Here is a 16,096-nt window from a genome sequence, read left to right as displayed (position 1 = left end):
GAGCTGTACGAGGGTGGGTACGCGGTCAGGCTGCTGGCCGTCCGTACCGAGGAGCGCGTGAACGATGGAAGCACTGCACGGCAGAAGTGATGGCGGCCCGGGGCCCCGCGCCCAGGCCGCCCGCCCGGGCGCGACCGACTCACGTGTGACCCTGCGGGTCAACGACGCCACGCACAAGGTCGAGTTGGAGCACTGCGCCACCCTCCTGGAGGTACTCCGCGACAACTTGGGCCTGACCGGCTCGAAGAAGAGGTGTGACGACGGCCGGTGCGGGGAGTGCACGGTGCTGCTCGACGGGCGTCGGGTCATCAGCTGTCTGCTCCTCGCCGTCGCGCAGGAGGGGCACGAGGTCGTCACAGTGGAGGGGCTCGCGGGCACATCGGGCCCGCACGAAAGCCTCCACCCGCTGCGGCGGCCCGCCGTCGACCGGGATGCCTTCCAGTGCGGCTACTGCGCACCCGACCAGCAGGGTTCGCCCGAAGGGACGCACTCCGGCGACCCGGGGCAGCAACCCCCCGTCGTCACCGACATGGAGCTGCCGGCGGACCCCCCGGTGCGGCTGAGCGCCGCCGAGGTCCGGGAGCAGCTGAGCGGCAATCTGTGCCGCTGCGGTGCCTACCCGAGCGCGGCCCGAGCCGGACAGGATGTGACCGCGTGAAGCCGATCTCCTATGTCTGTGCCCGGAGCGTGGCGGAGGCGGCCGCCGCCCACGGCGGGCGTCCCGAGGCCCGCTATCTGGGCGGTGGCACCAACCTCATCGACCTGATGAAACTCGGGGTCGAGCGGCCCGACATCCTGGTCGACATCACCCGGCTGCCCTTCGACCGGATCGAGGAGCAGCCGGACGGTTCGGTACGGGTCGGAGCCACGGCACGCAACAGCGACCTCGCCACGCACCCGGTCGTCCTGGAGCGGTATCCCGTGCTGGCGCAGGCGGTGCTCAGCGGGGCTTCGGGTCCGCTGCGCAACATGGCGACCACGGCCGGAAATCTCCTTCAGCGCACGCGGTGCGGCTATTTCCAGGACCTGTCGAGGCCCTGCAACAAGAGGGTGCCGGGGAGCGGGTGCGGTGCGCTGGACGGCGTCAACCGCGATCACGCCGTCTTCGGCCACTCGCCGCACTGCGTGGCGACCCACCCGTCCGACCTCGCCGTGGCGCTCGCGGCGCTCGACGCGCTGGTCGAGCTGGCCGGTCCCGCAGGGGTGAGGACCGTGCCCGTGACCGAGTTCCACCGGCTGCCGCGGGAAAGACCCGAGCAGGACACCGTGCTCCGGCCCGGCGAACTCATCACAGGCGTGCTGCTGCCGCCCGTTCCCAAGGAGGCCGTCTCCCGCTACCGCAAGGCGCGGGACCGGGCGTCGGACACGTACATGCTGGCCTCGGTCGCGGCCGTGGTGCAGGTGGAGCGCGGGGTGGTGCAGCACGTCGCCGTCGCCTTCGGCGGCCTGGCTCACCGCCCGTGGCGCGCCCGCCAGACGGAGGCGGCGCTGCTTGGCGCCAAGCCCACCCCGGAGATCGTCGAGCAGGCGGTGGAGGCGGAGATGGCCACGGCGGTGCCGCTGCGGCACAACGCGTACAAGGTGGAGCTCGCCCGGGGCCTGGCCCGGGAGGTCCTGGGTTCGATGGCCGTCGGGCGCCGCAGGCCCTGAGCCGTACGCGTCCCGTTCCCCGCGCCCCTCTCGGCGTGTGGAGGACCACTGCGCTGGTGGCGATATCGGCGGGCGCGGGGGCCCGCTGGTCAGCGGCGGTGCTGATCCGTCATCGTCGGCGGCGCGTTGTGCGCGGAGAACGTGCCGAAGGAGACCCGGTCGCTGTGTGCCTGGATCCGGCTCTGCTGCTCGATGAGCAGTCCCTCCGCGTTCTCGGTACGGGAGTTCCCGCGCCGCAGCAACGTCACGACGAGGAGTACCGCCGCTCCGGCGAGCAGGCCGAGGAATATCAAGACTGTGACCACAGGTGTCCGTTCCTTCGCCGGCCAGGGCAGCAAAGTGCTGGTGCCCGTCACCGTCGCATGGTGCGTGAGAGCTGCATGACGGTGTGTCGTGCCGCCTGGGCCGGATCCTATGTGAGCGACCTGGCCGTCCACCATCGATCAGCACCACGCCGTGACGGCAACCGGCCAACGGAACAGCGGGGTCCTTGTTCCGCTCGGCCAGGTCAACCGCCGGTCGCACCCACCACATCGCGACAGTGTGCCCGCGCCGGCAACGCCATGGCAGTCACCTCGGTACACCTGCCCGTGTTCCCCGCCGGGGAATCCCCCAAGACGTACCCATAAGTGGCTCGCGTCCGACGTACGGAGCATCCCCGTGCGTAGGGTGCCCGGATGCGCCTGGTGGGGGCGCGGGGTGACAGAGAGAGGCGGAACCGGTGGAGTCGACGGCTTTCGACGCGAGCGAGCGGCGGATCTGGGCGGGGCGGGCCGAGGCGTACGCGGGCAGCTTCGGCAAGTTGTGTGCCCATCCGGTCCCCCGGCTGCTCGACGCGGCTCGGGTGCGGGCCGGGGTGCGGGTGCTCGATGTGGGGACGGGAACGGGCACGGTCGCGGCGGCCGCCTGTGCGCGAGGCGCGCGCGTGACGGGGGTCGACGCCGAGATCAGCATGGTGGAGCTGGCGGCGCAGGCCGTGCCCGCGGCCGAGATGCACCTGGCCTCGCTTTCTCAACTCCCTTTCTCGGACGGCCTGTTCGACGCAGTGACGGGCAACTTCGTCCTCAACCACGTGGGCCGGCCGAGGGCCGCGCTGGCCGAACTCCGTCGTGTGGTGCGCCCGGGCGGATGGATCGCGGTGACCATCTGGTCCGTACCCACCGCGCCCGGACAGGCCTTGCTCGGCCGGGCCGTCCAGGCCGCGGGCGCGGCCCGGCCGCCCCACATCCCGGCGCTGGCCGCCGAGGACGATTTCGCCCGCACCGAGACCGGACTGGCCGCACTCCTCACATCGGCAGGCCTGAAGGATGTGGTGTGTGAGTCGCTCCAGTGGGACCACCACACAGAAGTCGAGGAGTGGTGGGGTGGGGCGGTCGGTGGGGTGGGCGCCATCGGACAGACCGTGGTGAGTCAGCCGGACCACACCCTCGCGGAGATCAAGCGCCATTTCGGTCTCCTCAGTGCCGAATTCGCCGGGCCCGCGGGCCGCCTGGTCCTCCCGCACGCCGCCCTCCTCGCCCGCGCCCGCCGCTGACGAAAGCCGAGCGGGCCTCCGGCTCACCTGCCGGAAGGAGCCGACCCGATCTCAACCACTCGTGCCCACGCGGGCGGCGTGTCCGGTTCGTAGTCGGGGTCGTGCTCGTTCCCCGCGTGGGCGGCCCGGTGGTGTGGAAACAGACCCACCACCGTCCGGCACGGTGGGCGAGTGGCCGGCCAAGGAGTCTGGCCGTCGGTCAGGATCACGATGGCGTCGGGGCGGGGCTGCGCCCGCAGCGCCCGCGCGAAGCCCTCACGCAGATCCGTACCGCCACCACCGATCAGCGGGATTCCTTCGCCCCGGCACAGCGGGTGCACGATGTGGGCCGCGGCGTCGCACGGCAGCACCGAGACCAGGTCGCGGCGGCCGCCCACCGCACGGGAGATCGCGGCAACTTCCAGGAGCGCGCTGCCCAGTTCGGCGTCGCTGACCGAGCCGGAGGTGTCGATGACCACGGACACGCGGGGCGGCTTGCGCCGAAGGCTCGGCAGCACCACGCCGGGCGTTCCGGCCGAGCGCCGCGACGGCCGGCCGTACGTGTAGTCCTCGCCCGCGCCTGCCCCGGAGACCGCCGAGCGGACCGCCGCGCCCAGCAACTCCCGCCACGGCTGCGGTGGATGGAAGGCCTCTTCGGCCCAGCGCCGCCATCCGTCCGGTGCCGTACCGGGACGGCACCGGATGCCCTGCGCCACGCGGAAGCGGACCGCGTCGCGTTCCTGCTCGCTGAGGCCGTGCGCGCCGTCCGGCCCGAGCTCCCAGTCCCGCTCAAGCCCGTCGGCACCGCTGCCGCAGTCGAGCCACGCCATCAGCTGCGTGGTCGGCCCGAGCCCGAACTTGAGCAGGTAGTCCTCCATGAGCTCGCCCGTACCGAGCCCCAACACCCCGGGTTCGACCGCCCCTTCGGGCCGGACGAGGCCGTCGCCGTACACATCGTCGTTGATCTCGCAGTCCGCGGCGATGTTCATCCGCAGGCGTTCGCCCCGGCCGGTGAGTCCGCGTTCGCGCGCGAGCCGGTCACTGCGCCCGTGGTGGTCGCGCAGCAGGTGGGACACCTCGTGCACCCATACGCCGGCCAGCTCCTCCACCGGCGTGCGAGCCACGAACGTCGGCGAGACGTAGCACCGCCAGTGCCGGTCGACGGCCATGGTCGGTACGCGCCGCGACTCCACGGGGTGCAGGGCGAACAGGGCCGTGGCCAGGTAGGGCCGGACGCGGGCGGCGTGCAGCCGGGCGGCGAAGAGCTTGCCGAGGTCGAGACTGCCGGGAACCTTGTCGTGGTTCAGGGTTCCGGGTGCGGCCCGGCTGGTCATCGGCCCGCCGTCGTCGTGGCCCGCGCCCGGGCCGCCGCGTGATCGGCCCGCCGGGACAGGGACACCGCTCCGGCCAGCCGCTCGATCGCCTCGGGCACGTCCCAGTCCTCCCGGCGCAGTGCCGCGAGCGTGGTGGCCGGGACGACGACCAGGTCCGGGGCTCCGCTCTCCACCGCCCGGACCATGAGCGCCCAGGCCGCGTCCCAGCGGGCCTTGTCGGGGCGTTGGCGTACGGCGGCCACCACACCGTCGAGCACGGCCTGCCGCAGGTCTCCTCGCTCGGGCAGCTCGGCGCCGGCCGGGTCGGAGAGCAGCGTCTCGGGGTCCGGGAGGTCCATCCGGTCCAGGCTCGCGAGGAGCTCAAGGCCCGGGCCGTCCCCCACCGTTCCTCTGACCAGCAGGGCGAGTACGTCACGGGAGGCGCCGGCCGCGGTCGCGAAGGCGATCAGGCACAGGGTCATCTCCCAGCTGCGGGGCGAGGGCCAGGGGCCGCCCCGGCGGGTTTCATTGCTGGGCAGTTGGTGGACGAGTTTGGGGCGGGCGGCGAGGAGCCCGCACACCGCACGGCGGGCGAAGTCCACGGCCTGGGGCAGCTGGTGCGGGGCGAGCCGGGGCAGTGTGGCCCGGGGCCATGTGCCGCCCAGGCCGCGCACGACGACCTCGTGGTCGTGGGTCCACTGGAGGTGGACGAACCGGTTGGCGAGCGGCGGGCTGAGCTCCCACCCGTCGGCCGCCGAGGACCGGGGGTTGGCGGCCGCCACGATGCGTACGCCGGGCGGCAGTTGAAGGGCGCCGATGCGCCGTTCCAGTACGAGCCGGAGCAACGCGGCCTGGACGGCGGGCGGCGCGGTGGACAGCTCGTCGAGGAAGAGGAGCCCCCGGCCGGCCCGGACCAGGCGCACGGCCCAGTCCGGTGGCGCCATCGGAACGCCCTGTTCAGCGGGGTCGTCGCCGACGATGGGCAGGCCGGAGAAGTCCGACGGCTCGTGCACACTGGCGATCACTGTGGTCAGCGGAAGGTCCAGGGCAGCCGCCAGCTGGGTCAGAGCCGCGGTCTTGCCGATGCCGGGCTCACCCCACAGGAGTACGGGCAGGTCGGCGGCGACCGCCAGGGTCAGCGCCTCAAGCTGTGTGTCGGGACGCGGTTCGGTCGTGGTGTCGCGCAGCAGGCTCAACAGCTCGCCAGCTACGTCGAGTTGGTGGTGTGAGTGCGCGTGGGGGGCAGGCATGGAGTGGTGCGTGTCGATGGCGGTGAACTGGGTGCGTGTGGGCATATGTGGTCATCACCTATGAGTTCGTGGGTGTGCATGGTGAGCTGAGGGCGCTTGCGGGGACATGGGACCCAGGGCGGTCAGCGGAAGTTGTGTGCGGCGGGGGTGTGAGCGTCGGCCTCGCGGACGGTCGCAGGGGCCATCAGTGGGAGTAGGTGTGGCGGGTTGTGGGAGCGGCCCTTCCGGCGAGGTCTGTCAGCGGGCCTGGGTATGGCGGGGGTGTGAGCGTCGGTCGCTTGGGCGGGAAGGGCCCGGGTAGAGGCGGCCGGGTCCGGGGCCGATCAGTTCCGACCGGTACAGCCCGTACGTGATCCGTCGCTGGGCGGCCGCCTCCAGTTCGTCCCGCAGCGCGCCGCCGCGCAACACCGCTTCGGGGCCGAGCAGTTGCTCGACGACGGCCAGCGCTCCGGCGATGTCACCGTGATCCAGCCGCTCGCGCACCCCGACGAGGCACTCCGGACGCCGGTGCGCCTCGTCGATGACCCGCAGGCAGGGCAGTGGCGTACCGGTCAGGGCGACAAGGAGCTCCTCCCGCCGTATCTCGGCCGGGTCATGGTCGAGCGGCGCCAACACCCCGTCCACCAGGCCGATCCGGTGCTGTTCTCCCCGGCACTCCACGAGGCGCGGTCGGTCCGGTCGATCGGGAGCCCGAGAGAAGGCGGGCGGCGCGTGATCGGGTACGAGTGCCGACGCGACCAGCGGATGCAGCCGGTCGGCCTCGATGGAACCGGTGCGGAGCAGGTCCAGGTCGGGCAGTTCCCAGGTCGCCGCGTCGGGAAGAACCGGCGGGGCCACAATGTTGGCGCCCGGCGGCCCTGCCGCGAGCCGCAGGCCGGGCGGGCCGAGACCGTCCGGGTCCGTGACCAACTCCAGAGCCAGCCGGCCCCGGGATCCCAGCCGTACGGTGACGGCGCCCGTGGAACGCCCCTCGGCGCGCAGCACAATCGCGGCCTCGGGCGCCCAACGGGAGAGGGCACACCGGTGGCCCGGCGGCACGGCGCCCCGCACCGCCGGGTCCAGCACGGGACCGCCGCCGGCCGGTGGCCCATCGGGCCCATCGGAGGCGTCGCGGCCTCCTGGGCCGTCGTGCCCATCGGCTCCGGAGCGCATCCGCAGTTCGTCGGTCCTGCGCGCGTCCCACAGATGTCGGTGCAGGTCGAGGCGGAAGCGTGGGTGGGGGTGGGGGTGCGGATGACGCGAAGCACCGGCCGCCGCGAAGCGGGATCCGTGGCGGGATCCGCCCCACAGCGCGAGGCTGATCCGCTGGCCCGCGTCCGCCCAGGCCGGTGCGGTCCGGGCCACGAGGTGGACCGGGCTCGCGCCGTCAGGACCCGTGGCGCCGTACTTGGCCAGCGCGATGGTCAGACCTGGGCGCAGCAGCCCGTCAGGAGCGACCCTCGGCATGTGCCAGCGCAACAGGTCGGGCGCCAACTGGCGTAGATCCGCCCGGAGTTGGGCAGCGAGTTCCTGGCCATGGGTGCGCGCCAAAGAACGTACATCGAGATCGACATCGACACCTGCGGCGGCGCACGCGCCTGCCCAGTCCCCTACGGAACGGCGGGCGGTCGCGGTCTCGATCATTGAGGGCGGCACGGCGAACTCGCGCACGCGCAGCCAGAAGGAAGGGCGGGAATCCCCATTCGCGATCCGAGTGAGCATCAGCACTCACCTTGCGCGGACGGGTCCCCCAATCTGTTCACGGAGGAAGTTGTCATCGCCGGGAGCGTAAACCCCATGGCTGTGATCTGTCAGGTGTGTTTCCGGCTCGCAATCGGCAAGGGAGCGCCCAGCACCCACCATCCCCTATCGCAAGACTTCCTGCGTTAGGCTCGCTCGTACGCCGGCCTCGACAGGGCAACGCCTGGCCCGCGGCCCGGCCGCGCGGTCGGCAGCACGGAGGCCTTGATCGACTGGTCATGTATCAGACCGGGGCATAAGGTCGATTAGTGGACGTCAGCGTCCACGGCCCCTCGCACGAGGGCAAGGTCCGCCATGACGAGTTCGCAGCCGAGACCCACGATCGAGACCGCCGCCCCCGGCAGGAAGGGCGGCGGCAAGGGGATCGCGCTCCTGGTCATCGCCTCGTGCCAGTTGATGGTGGTGCTCGACGTCACCATCGTGAACATCGCCCTTCCGCACATTCAGAGCGCGTTGCACTTCTCGACCACGGGCCTGGCCTGGGTGGTCAGCGCCTACACCCTCACCTTCGGCGGGCTGCTCCTGCTCGGCGGGCGCACCGGCGACATCGTCGGCAGGCGCAGGGTCTTCATGTGCGGCGTGCTGCTCTTCGCGATCGCCTCCCTGCTCGGCGGACTGTCGCAGAACTCCGGCCAGTTGCTCGCGGCGCGCGCGATCCAGGGGGTAGGCGGCGCCATCGCCTCGCCGACCGCGCTCGCGCTGATCACCACCACGTTCACCGAAGGCCTCGAACGCAACAGGGCATTCGGAGTCTTCGCGGCGGTCTCCGCGGGCGGCGGCGCGATCGGTCTGCTCGCCGGCGGCATCCTCGTCGAATGGCTCGACTGGCGCTGGGTCCTGTTCGTCAACGTACCGATCGCCGCGCTGATCCTGCTGGCCACCCCGCGGCACATCAAGGAGTCCGAACGCCATTCCGGCCACTTCGACCTGGCCGGAGCACTGACCTCCACGCTCGGCATGGTCGCGCTGGTCTACGGCTTCATCCGGGCTGCCCAGGAGGGCTGGCGCGACCCGTTCACGCTGGGGTCGTTCGGCGCCGCGGTGGTGCTCCTCTTCACCTTCGTCATGGTGGAGCGGCGCTCGCAGCAGCCGATCACTCCGCTGCACATGTTCGCCGACCGCAACCGTGCGGGCACGTACGGCATCATGCTGAGCCTGGCCGCCTCGATCTTCGGCATGTTCTTCTTCCTCACGCTGTTCGTGCAGGACGTGCTCGGCTTCACCCCGCTCCGGGCCGGTCTCGCCTTCCTGCCGGTCAGCGCGATCATCGCGGTGGGTGCGGGTCTGGCGTCCCAACTGCTGCCGAAATACGGGCCCAAGCCCTTCATGGTGACGGGCGCGATCCTGGCCGCGGCGGGGTTGTCCTGGCTCACGCAGACGGACATCCACTCCACCTATCTGGGGAGCATCCTCGGCCCGATCCTCGTCTTCGGCCTGGGCATGGGGCTGAACTTCGTCTCGCTGACGCTCATGGCCGTCTCCGGTGTCCCTCCGCACGAGGCGGGCGCGGCCTCCGGCATGCTCAACGCCACGCAGCAGGTGGGCGGCTCACTGGGCCTGTCCATCCTGGTCACGGTGTTCGGCACGGCCAGCCGGAACGAGGCGACCGACCAGGTTCCGAAATTCCTGGCCCAGGCCGATCCGGCGCAGCGCCTGATGTTCCGGCGCACCGGACAGCTGCCGCACCCATGGAGCGACCAGGTGCTCACGTCCGGGGTGTCCACGGCCTTCATCGTGGCCGCGATCTTCGCGGTGGTGGCCGCGCTGATCGCCCTCCTCGCCATTCAGGTACGCCCCTCGGACCTCGAACGCCTCCAGGGCGCAAGGCCCACCGGCGCCTGAGGAGCCGCCTACCTACACCATCAACTCTCCTGCGCAGTACGGGACTTCCGTGCATAGCAAAGGCGCGGCAGCGGGGCACCAGACAAGCACGAGCCTCACGCACGGCACGGTGGCACAACACGGCGCCGGGGCGCGCGTGCGCGCGCCGTCCGTGCTGCTTCGCGCCGGGTTCCGCGCCATCCGGGTGGGGAGGATATTCGGGATCCGGGGACGATCCGAGCCCCGCGTCGGCGGATTCCTTCCGGAGGTGCCCCACCGTGAGCACGACGATCCCCTCGCCTACGGGAAAGGCCCCCGGGGCCTGGCCGTTGCTCGGCCACGCATGGCAACTCCACTCACGCCCCCTGGAGTTCCTGTCCTCGCTCCCCGCGCACGGGGACCTCGTACGCATCGGGATGGGCCCCTGGCCGGCGTACGTCGTCTGCGAACCGGACGCGGCCCACCGCATGCTCACGGACTCCCGCACCTTCGACAAGGGCGGCCCGTTCTTCGACAAGGCGCGTGTGCTCTTCGGCAGCAGTCTGCCCATGGCGGGCTGGCAGGAGCACCGATGGCAGCGCCGCCAGATGCAGCCCGCCTTCCAGAGCGACCGGATCGAGAAGTACGCCGTGGTGATGGGCGAGGAGGTCGACCGCATGACCTCCCGCTGGCGGCCGGGCCAACGCCTGGACGTCACGGACGCGCTGACCACCCTGACCCTGCGCATCGTGACCCGCAGCGTGCTCGGCGCCGAAGCGCAGGACGAGGCCGTCGCCGAGGTCCAGCAGAGTCTGCACACGGTGATCGACGGCATCTACCAGCGCGTCATGCTGCCGCTGGGCCCGCTCTACCGGCTGCCCACCCCCGCCAACCGCCGCTACCGCCGTGCCTGCGACCGGCTGCACCGCGCCATCGACGGCATCATCGCCGAGCGTCGGGCGTCTCCGGGCGGCGACGACCTGGTCTCCATGCTGCTGGCCGCGCGCAACGACGACACCGGCGAGCCGATGACCGACGTGGACATCCGTGACCAGCTCATGGTCATGATCGGCGCCGGGTTCGAAACCACCGCCAACAGCCTGGCGTTCGCCCTGTGGCTGCTCAGCCAGCACCCCGAGGCCGAGGCGCAGGTGCACGCGGAGGTCGACCGGACGCTGGCCGGCCGTACGGCCACCACGAAGGACCTCGACGGCCTCACCTACACCCGGCGCGTCATCAACGAGGTCCTGCGCATGTACCCGGCGGGCTGGTTCTTCACCCGCGTCACCACCACCGACACCACGCTCGCCGGGCGCCACCTGCCCAAGGGCACGGCCCTCCTGTACAGCGCCTACCTCCTCCAGCACCGCCCCGAGCTGTTCCCCGACCCCGACCGCTTCGACCCCGACCGCTGGATCGGCCAGAACACCGACAGCCTGCCCCGGGGCACCTTCGTCTCGTTCGGCGGCGGCAACCGCAAATGCATCGGCGACCAGTTCGCCCTCATCGAGATGACGCTGGCCCTGGCCACCGTCTGCACCCGCTGGAGCCTGCACCCCGACCCCGGCGCCACCATGACCATCCAGGTCCGCGGCACCCTCGGCCCGGGCCGGTTGCACATGACCTGCCAACCCCGGAGCAAGCCCGAGGAAGACTGACCCCGCCCGCCGGCCATCCGCGTGGACGGCTGAGCCGACGAGGGATCCCGCCCCCACCAACCGGTCGGCGCCGCGAACCGGAATCGGAACCACCGCCGGGACCTCGCCGTCCTCCAGCGCGTGATCGTCGCGAACAGCGGCGGCGCGAGGATTCCCGGACCTGCGGTTTTCCGGGTTGGAGGTGTTGCGCGTGCGGGGACTGATCAACGCGGCCCGGTCACGGTCGGGCGCGTCGGAGGAGGACGCGTTCGGACACACGATGTCGTTCGCGGCCCTGGCTCAGGCGCCGAACAGGCGCCGGACCGAAGCCTGGCTGCTGGGTTTCGTCGTCGTGATCACGCTCGGCGGCTACGCCTGCACCGGCCTGTCGATGCAGGGCCGGCTGCCCGCGGGGTTCACCGGGTTCGCCGTCGCCGTCTCCCTGCTCGCGCTGGTCCCGCACCTGGCCGTACGGCGCTGGGCCGCGCGGGCCGATCCTCTGCTGCTGCCGCTCGCCCTGCTGCTCACGGGCCTCGGCCTGGTCCTCCTGCACCGCCTGGACATCACGTACGTGGCCGAACCCCGCCTGAAGATCGCCCCTGCGGGCAACGGGCAGCTGGTGTGGACGGTCATCGGTGTGGCGGTCTGCGTCGGCCTGCTGATCGTCCTGCGCGACCACCGCCGGCTCCAGCGCTACCTCTACCTGATGATGGCCGTCGCCCTGGTGCTCCTGATGGCCCCCGCGTTCTCCAGCGCGGACCAGTTCGGCGCCAAGCGCTGGATCATGATGGGGTCGCTGTCCGTACAGCCCGGCGAATTCGTGAAGATCATGATCGCGGTGTTCTTCGCGGGCTATCTCACCGTGAACCGCGATGCGCTGGCCCTGTCCGGCCGCCGCCTGCTCGGCATGCGGCTGCCGCCCGGCCGCCAGCTCGGCCCGATCGCGACGATCTGGGCGCTCAGCCTCCTGGTGCTCATCTTCGAGCGCGACCTCGGTACGTCCCTGATCTTCTTCGGCCTGTTCGTGATCATGCTGTACATGGCCACGGAGCGGACCAGCTGGGTGGTGTGCGGTCTGCTGATGGCCGTGGTCGGCGCCGGGGTGGTCGGTTCGCTGGAGCCGCACGTCCACGGCCGGGTCGAGGCATGGCTGAACCCGATGGCCGCCTTCACTCCGGAGGGCAAGAAGGCGGGCATCTCCGAGCAGTTGGGCCAGGCCCTCTTCAGCTTCGGCAGCGGCGGCATCACCGGGACCGGCCTCGGCCAGGGCCACCCGGAACTCATCCGTTTCGCCGGGAACAGCGACTTCATCCTCACCACCGTCGGCGAAGAGCTCGGCCTGGCCGGGGTGATGGCCGTCCTGCTCCTGTACGGGCTGCTCGCCCAGCGCGGCCTCCACGTCGGGATGCTGGCCCGCGACCCCTTCGGCAAGCTGCTCGCCACGGGCATGGCAGGCGCCCTGGTGCTCCAAGTGTTCGTGGTGACGGGTGGTGTCATGGGGCTGATCCCGCTCACCGGAAAGGCGCTGCCCTTCCTCGCGAAGGGCGGCTCGTCGATGGTGGCCAACTGGCTGATGGTGGCTCTGTTGATCCGGATCAGCGACAGCGCGCAGCGCCGTCACGAGCCGGCTTCCGGTCACGGCTCCCTCTCGAACTCCCCTGAGCGCAGAGGGGTTTCGAGGGCGGGGTGAGCTGCCCCGCGCCGGGTCGGAACCATGAGGTGTTCATGCCGCGTCCACACCTGTGGTCACGTCATCCGCCGTTCCCAGGAGGGGAAACACCATGGTCGACCCGGGCAGCACGCTCCCGCCCAACCAGCGCCGCAGAAAAGGGGGATGCCTCCCCTCACTGGTGGTTCTCGTGGTGCTCCTGGGTCTCGGGTTCGGCGAGTCCAAGCTCTTCGGGCACGACAGCGGAAAGTCCTCGTCGTCCTCGTCCGGCTCCCACGACAGCGGGGAGTGGAAGGTGGGTGACTGCGGAGGCCCCGACCCCGATGACAAGCCGAACGGCTACAAGGCGTTCGGCTGCGGCGATTCGGGCGCGACCTTCAAGGCCCTCGACATCCAGGCCGCCAGTTTCATGCCCGACTCCATCCAGTGCCCCGCGGGCACGGATCTCATCATCCAGGTGAGCGTCAGCTACGGCTCCTCGAAGAGCAAGGGCGGCGGCATCCCCACCAAGACGGTGTGCGGGCGCAACCTGTCCGGCGACCACCCCGGGGACGCCGGCGCCGGTGGCGGCCAGTTGGTCAAGGGCGACTGCGTCACGTCCACGGCGAAGGAAGTCCCCTGCGCCTCCGGAGGTTCGGACACGTACAAGGTGCTCGGCCTCACGAAGGAGACGTCGCAGTGCCCGACGGGCACCACCGAACCGATGCGGCTGACCATGGCGATCGGCCGGCCCTACGACGTGATCTGCGCCGCCAAGCAGTAGCCGCGAAGCGGTAACCGGCCGCGCGCCCGTGCCTACTTCAGCCGCAGAGGCACGGAGAGAAGGCCGCGGTGGCGGGGGTTGGCCTGCCACCGCGCCTCGTGGTCCTCGCTCAGGCGCAGGTCGGGGTGGCGGGTGAGCAGGTGGGTGAAGGCGATCTCGGCCTGGAGGCGGGCGAGCGGGGCGCCCAGGCAGTGGTGGATGCCGTGGCCGAACGCGATATGCCTGGCGGCGTCCGCCCTGCTGATGTCGAACCGGTCGGGGTCGGCGAACACCCTCGGATCGCGGTTGGCGCCGAGCAGCGAGATCTGCACGAACTCGCCTTCGTCCACGGTCACTCCCCCGGCCGTGACCGGTTCGGTGGTGTAGCGGAACGAGGCGAGGCCCGAGGGGGATTCGTAGCGCAGGATCTCCTCGACGGCGCCCGGCATGAGCGTCAAGTCGGCCTGGAGCGCGGCGAGTTGATCGGGGTGGGTGAGCAGCGTGTAGATGCCGTTGGCGATCAGGTTGACCGTGGTCTGGTGGCCGGCGACGAACAGGAGGAAGGCCATCGCGGTGATCTCGTCCTCGGTGAGCGCTTCCTCGCCCTCCTCGCGGGCCTGGAGCAGCGCGGACAGCAGCCCGTCGTCGGGGTGTTCGCGTTTGAGGGCGATGAGCGCGCGCAGGTAGGCGAGCATCGATTCGGCGGTGAACACCGACACCTCGCCGTCGCCCTGGCCCCCGTCGAGGGTGTTGCCGCGCACCTGGAGCGTCTCGTGGTCGGCGTCGGACGCGCCGAAGAGATCGAACACGACAGCCACCGGCAGCGGCAGCGCGAACTCGCTGATCAGCTCGACCTCGTCGCGCCCTTCCCACGCGTCGATCAGTCCGGTCACATGGGCTTCGATCATCGGCCGCAGCGCCGCGGTGCGCCGGGCGGTGAACGCCTGCTGGACGAGCTTGCGCAGCCGGGTGTGGTCCGGCGGGTCCGAGTTGAGCATGTGGGCGAACAAGGCGCTGCCCGGGCCCTGGGTGAGTCCGACGTGGCGGCCGAACCTCTCCACCGCCCCGTTCTTGGAGAGCCTCGGGTCGGCGAGCAGTTCCTTCGCCTCGCCATAGGAGGTGACGACCCACCCCTCGACCGGGGTCGGCCCCGGATACCGGGCGTGGCGGACCCCGCCTTCCTCGCGCCATCGCCGGTAGGTGGCGTGGGCGTGCTCGAAGAACGACGGACCGAGCATCTCGATGTCAGACATGGCGCACCTTGTTCCGGTGACCGACGTGGACGGTCTTCACACCCAGGAGTCCCACCAGCGGTACGTCGGCGGACCGCTGGCCCGGGGCGACGACGAGGCCGGTGCGGCGGATGTGGTCGAGGAGGAGTTCGGCGAGCGGCATGACCATGTGGCGCCCCCAGCACCGTTCCGAGACGTGCCCGAACGGCATGTATCCGGGCGTGTCGTCCGGGTCGAGGCCGTCCCATCGCTCCGGCCGGAACTCGTTCGGCGCTTCCCACAGGGCGGGGTCGCGGTGGGTGAGGAGCGGCAGCATCAGGAGGTCGTCGCCGGGCCCGATGCGCTCGTCGACGGCCGGGTATTCGGGCGACCGGTTGCGCAGGAGGTTCCAGGACGGAGGGAGCAGGCGCATCGCCTCGTACAGGATGTTGCGGTTGGAGACGTCGTCGCCGAAGGGCGAGCCGAGCCACAGGGCGTTCGCGACGAGGGTGGAGACGGTGAAGCAGACCGGGGCGGCCGCGCGGCGGTAGATGCCCATCGCGTAGCGCCGGTCGTGGTAGCCGCGCGCCTCGGCGAACAGGTTGGCCAGCTGGGTCAGTTGGGGTCCCGGCGCCGGCCGCCGGGGCAGGGCGGCGCCCGCGACGATGGTGGTCCAGGTGAGTTTCGGGTCGATCTCCAGCGTGCGGGACATGAGGATGCGCAGCCGGTACGGGTCGTCGCGCAGGACGAGGCCGCTCAGGAAGCGGTGCCCGGTGATCGGCCAGGGGCCCGACAGGTCCGTCCACTCGGGCAGCGGATTCGGCTGCTCCAGCGCGGCGCGTACGTCCTTGCCGACCGTACGCATCACCGACGAGGCCTCCGCCTTGGAGATCGACCGGCCGTGCAGCGGCTTGAAGGTGGGGCGTTCGGTCTCCGTCGCCCGCCGCGCGGCCAGGATGCGGTCGGAGAGTTCCGCCCCGGCGATGCCGATGGTGTCGGGTTCGAGGCGTACGAGGTCCTTGCCGAGGTGTTCGTCCAGCAAAGCCTGCAGGCGTGGCGCGAAAACCGTGGTGCGCGGACTGGGGCGGGTCATGACGGGTGGCATACGAAGAGCTCCGGAAATGAAATGCGGAGGGCCCGCACACGCTGCTGACCGAAATTCAGTCGGCCTGCGTTGTGTGCGGGCCCGGGATTGGCCTTCGGCTTAGTACCAGAAGTACCAGGCGGCCTGCTTCAGGCTCGGCTCGCTCTTCTTGACCTGGGGCAGGCAGATCGGACCGCGGGCACGCAGGGCAGCAATAATCTTCGCCATTGTTAATCCCTTCCTCTCACGCATTTACCGGATGTGAACTGCAGGACCGGGCACGCCAATTCACTCACCTGGGGGGAAGTTGAATTGCCGCCACCGACCGTTGAGGGGAAGTGAAGCGGGCCGCGACAAGCGTTGTCAATGCTTCCGCATTTCTTCGTTCCTGTGAGTCCTTGAGTTCATGCGCGACCTCTTCAAACATTCATTGTGACGACGCGGAGAACAGTGCCCGAACGGTCATGGGCGATTGCCCGTGAATACC

At 70.9% G+C, this 16,096-nt stretch carries 13 protein-coding genes; 7 read left to right on the top strand and 6 right to left on the bottom strand.

Going from position 1 to position 16,096, the window contains the following annotated elements; all coding sequences use genetic code 11:
• The first annotated feature begins 64 nt into the window (after positions 1–64).
• Positions 65–658, top strand: a complete 594-nt coding sequence (locus OHA17_RS35945) for a (2Fe-2S)-binding protein (RefSeq protein WP_406509972.1) — start codon at positions 65–67, stop codon at positions 656–658.
• On the top strand, positions 655–1,650 hold the full coding sequence (locus tag OHA17_RS35940; RefSeq protein ID WP_406509971.1) for an FAD binding domain-containing protein: 996 nt from the start codon (positions 655–657) through the stop codon (positions 1,648–1,650). Before OHA17_RS35945 ends, OHA17_RS35940 begins: the two co-directional genes overlap by 4 nt.
• An 89-nt stretch (positions 1,651–1,739) precedes the next feature.
• On the opposite strand, the gene OHA17_RS35935 is transcribed toward OHA17_RS35940, so the two are convergent.
• Complete coding sequence (locus OHA17_RS35935; protein WP_398875369.1) at positions 1,740–1,955, bottom strand: hypothetical protein; 216 nt, start codon at positions 1,953–1,955, stop codon at positions 1,740–1,742.
• A gap of 416 nt (positions 1,956–2,371) precedes the next feature.
• Between OHA17_RS35935 and OHA17_RS35930 the strand changes: the two genes are divergently transcribed.
• On the top strand, positions 2,372–3,184 hold the full coding sequence (locus tag OHA17_RS35930) for a class I SAM-dependent methyltransferase (RefSeq protein ID WP_406509970.1): 813 nt from the start codon (positions 2,372–2,374) through the stop codon (positions 3,182–3,184).
• A gap of 23 nt (positions 3,185–3,207) precedes the next feature.
• On the opposite strand, the gene OHA17_RS35925 is transcribed toward OHA17_RS35930, so the two are convergent.
• The 3 genes from OHA17_RS35925 to OHA17_RS35915 all read right to left on the bottom strand — a co-directional run bounded on the left by OHA17_RS35925 (position 3,208) and on the right by OHA17_RS35915 (position 7,427).
• Entirely contained in the window at positions 3,208–4,497 is a 1,290-nt protein-coding gene (locus OHA17_RS35925) for a DUF2201 family putative metallopeptidase (RefSeq protein ID WP_406509969.1), read from the bottom strand.
• Positions 4,494–5,771 carry an AAA family ATPase gene (locus tag OHA17_RS35920; protein WP_406509968.1) on the bottom strand — a complete coding sequence of 426 codons (1,278 nt, stop codon included), beginning with the start codon at positions 5,769–5,771 and terminating at the stop codon, positions 4,494–4,496. The genes OHA17_RS35925 and OHA17_RS35920 overlap by 4 nt, the downstream gene beginning before the upstream one ends.
• A gap of 192 nt (positions 5,772–5,963) precedes the next feature.
• Entirely contained in the window at positions 5,964–7,427 is a 1,464-nt protein-coding gene (locus tag OHA17_RS35915) for a hypothetical protein (RefSeq protein ID WP_406509967.1), read from the bottom strand.
• A 333-nt stretch (positions 7,428–7,760) separates the two neighbouring features.
• Between OHA17_RS35915 and OHA17_RS35910 the strand changes: the two genes are divergently transcribed.
• The 4 genes from OHA17_RS35910 (at position 7,761) to OHA17_RS35895 (ending at position 13,335) form a co-directional block, all read left to right on the top strand.
• Positions 7,761–9,308 (top strand): MFS transporter, encoded by a 1,548-nt coding sequence (locus tag OHA17_RS35910; RefSeq protein ID WP_406509966.1) that lies wholly within the window; start codon positions 7,761–7,763, stop codon positions 9,306–9,308.
• Between the two features lie 257 nt (positions 9,309–9,565).
• Positions 9,566–10,924 carry a cytochrome P450 gene (locus OHA17_RS35905; protein ID WP_406509965.1) on the top strand — a complete coding sequence of 453 codons (1,359 nt, stop codon included), beginning with the start codon at positions 9,566–9,568 and terminating at the stop codon, positions 10,922–10,924.
• Positions 10,925–11,183: 259 nt separating this feature from the next.
• On the top strand, positions 11,184–12,593 hold the full coding sequence (locus tag OHA17_RS35900) for an FtsW/RodA/SpoVE family cell cycle protein (RefSeq protein ID WP_406510902.1): 1,410 nt from the start codon (positions 11,184–11,186) through the stop codon (positions 12,591–12,593).
• Between the two features lie 91 nt (positions 12,594–12,684).
• Complete coding sequence (locus tag OHA17_RS35895; protein WP_406509964.1) at positions 12,685–13,335, top strand: hypothetical protein; 651 nt, start codon at positions 12,685–12,687, stop codon at positions 13,333–13,335.
• A 32-nt stretch (positions 13,336–13,367) separates the two neighbouring features.
• On the opposite strand, the gene OHA17_RS35890 is transcribed toward OHA17_RS35895, so the two are convergent.
• Both OHA17_RS35890 and OHA17_RS35885 read right to left on the bottom strand, forming a co-directional pair.
• A complete protein-coding gene (locus OHA17_RS35890) occupies positions 13,368–14,567 on the bottom strand; it encodes a cytochrome P450 (protein ID WP_406509963.1) in 1,200 nt (399 codons plus the stop codon).
• A complete protein-coding gene (locus OHA17_RS35885) occupies positions 14,560–15,618 on the bottom strand; it encodes a cytochrome P450 (protein ID WP_406509962.1) in 1,059 nt (352 codons plus the stop codon). The genes OHA17_RS35890 and OHA17_RS35885 overlap by 8 nt, the downstream gene beginning before the upstream one ends.
• Between the last annotated feature and the right edge of the window lie 478 nt (positions 15,619–16,096).

Source organism: Streptomyces sp. NBC_00212, assembly GCF_045206365.1.
Taxonomy (GTDB): Bacteria; Actinomycetota; Actinomycetes; order Streptomycetales; family Streptomycetaceae; genus Streptomyces.
The sequence above is the reverse complement of the archived record's forward strand: the minus strand, read 5'-3'. Positions and strand labels throughout refer to the sequence as shown.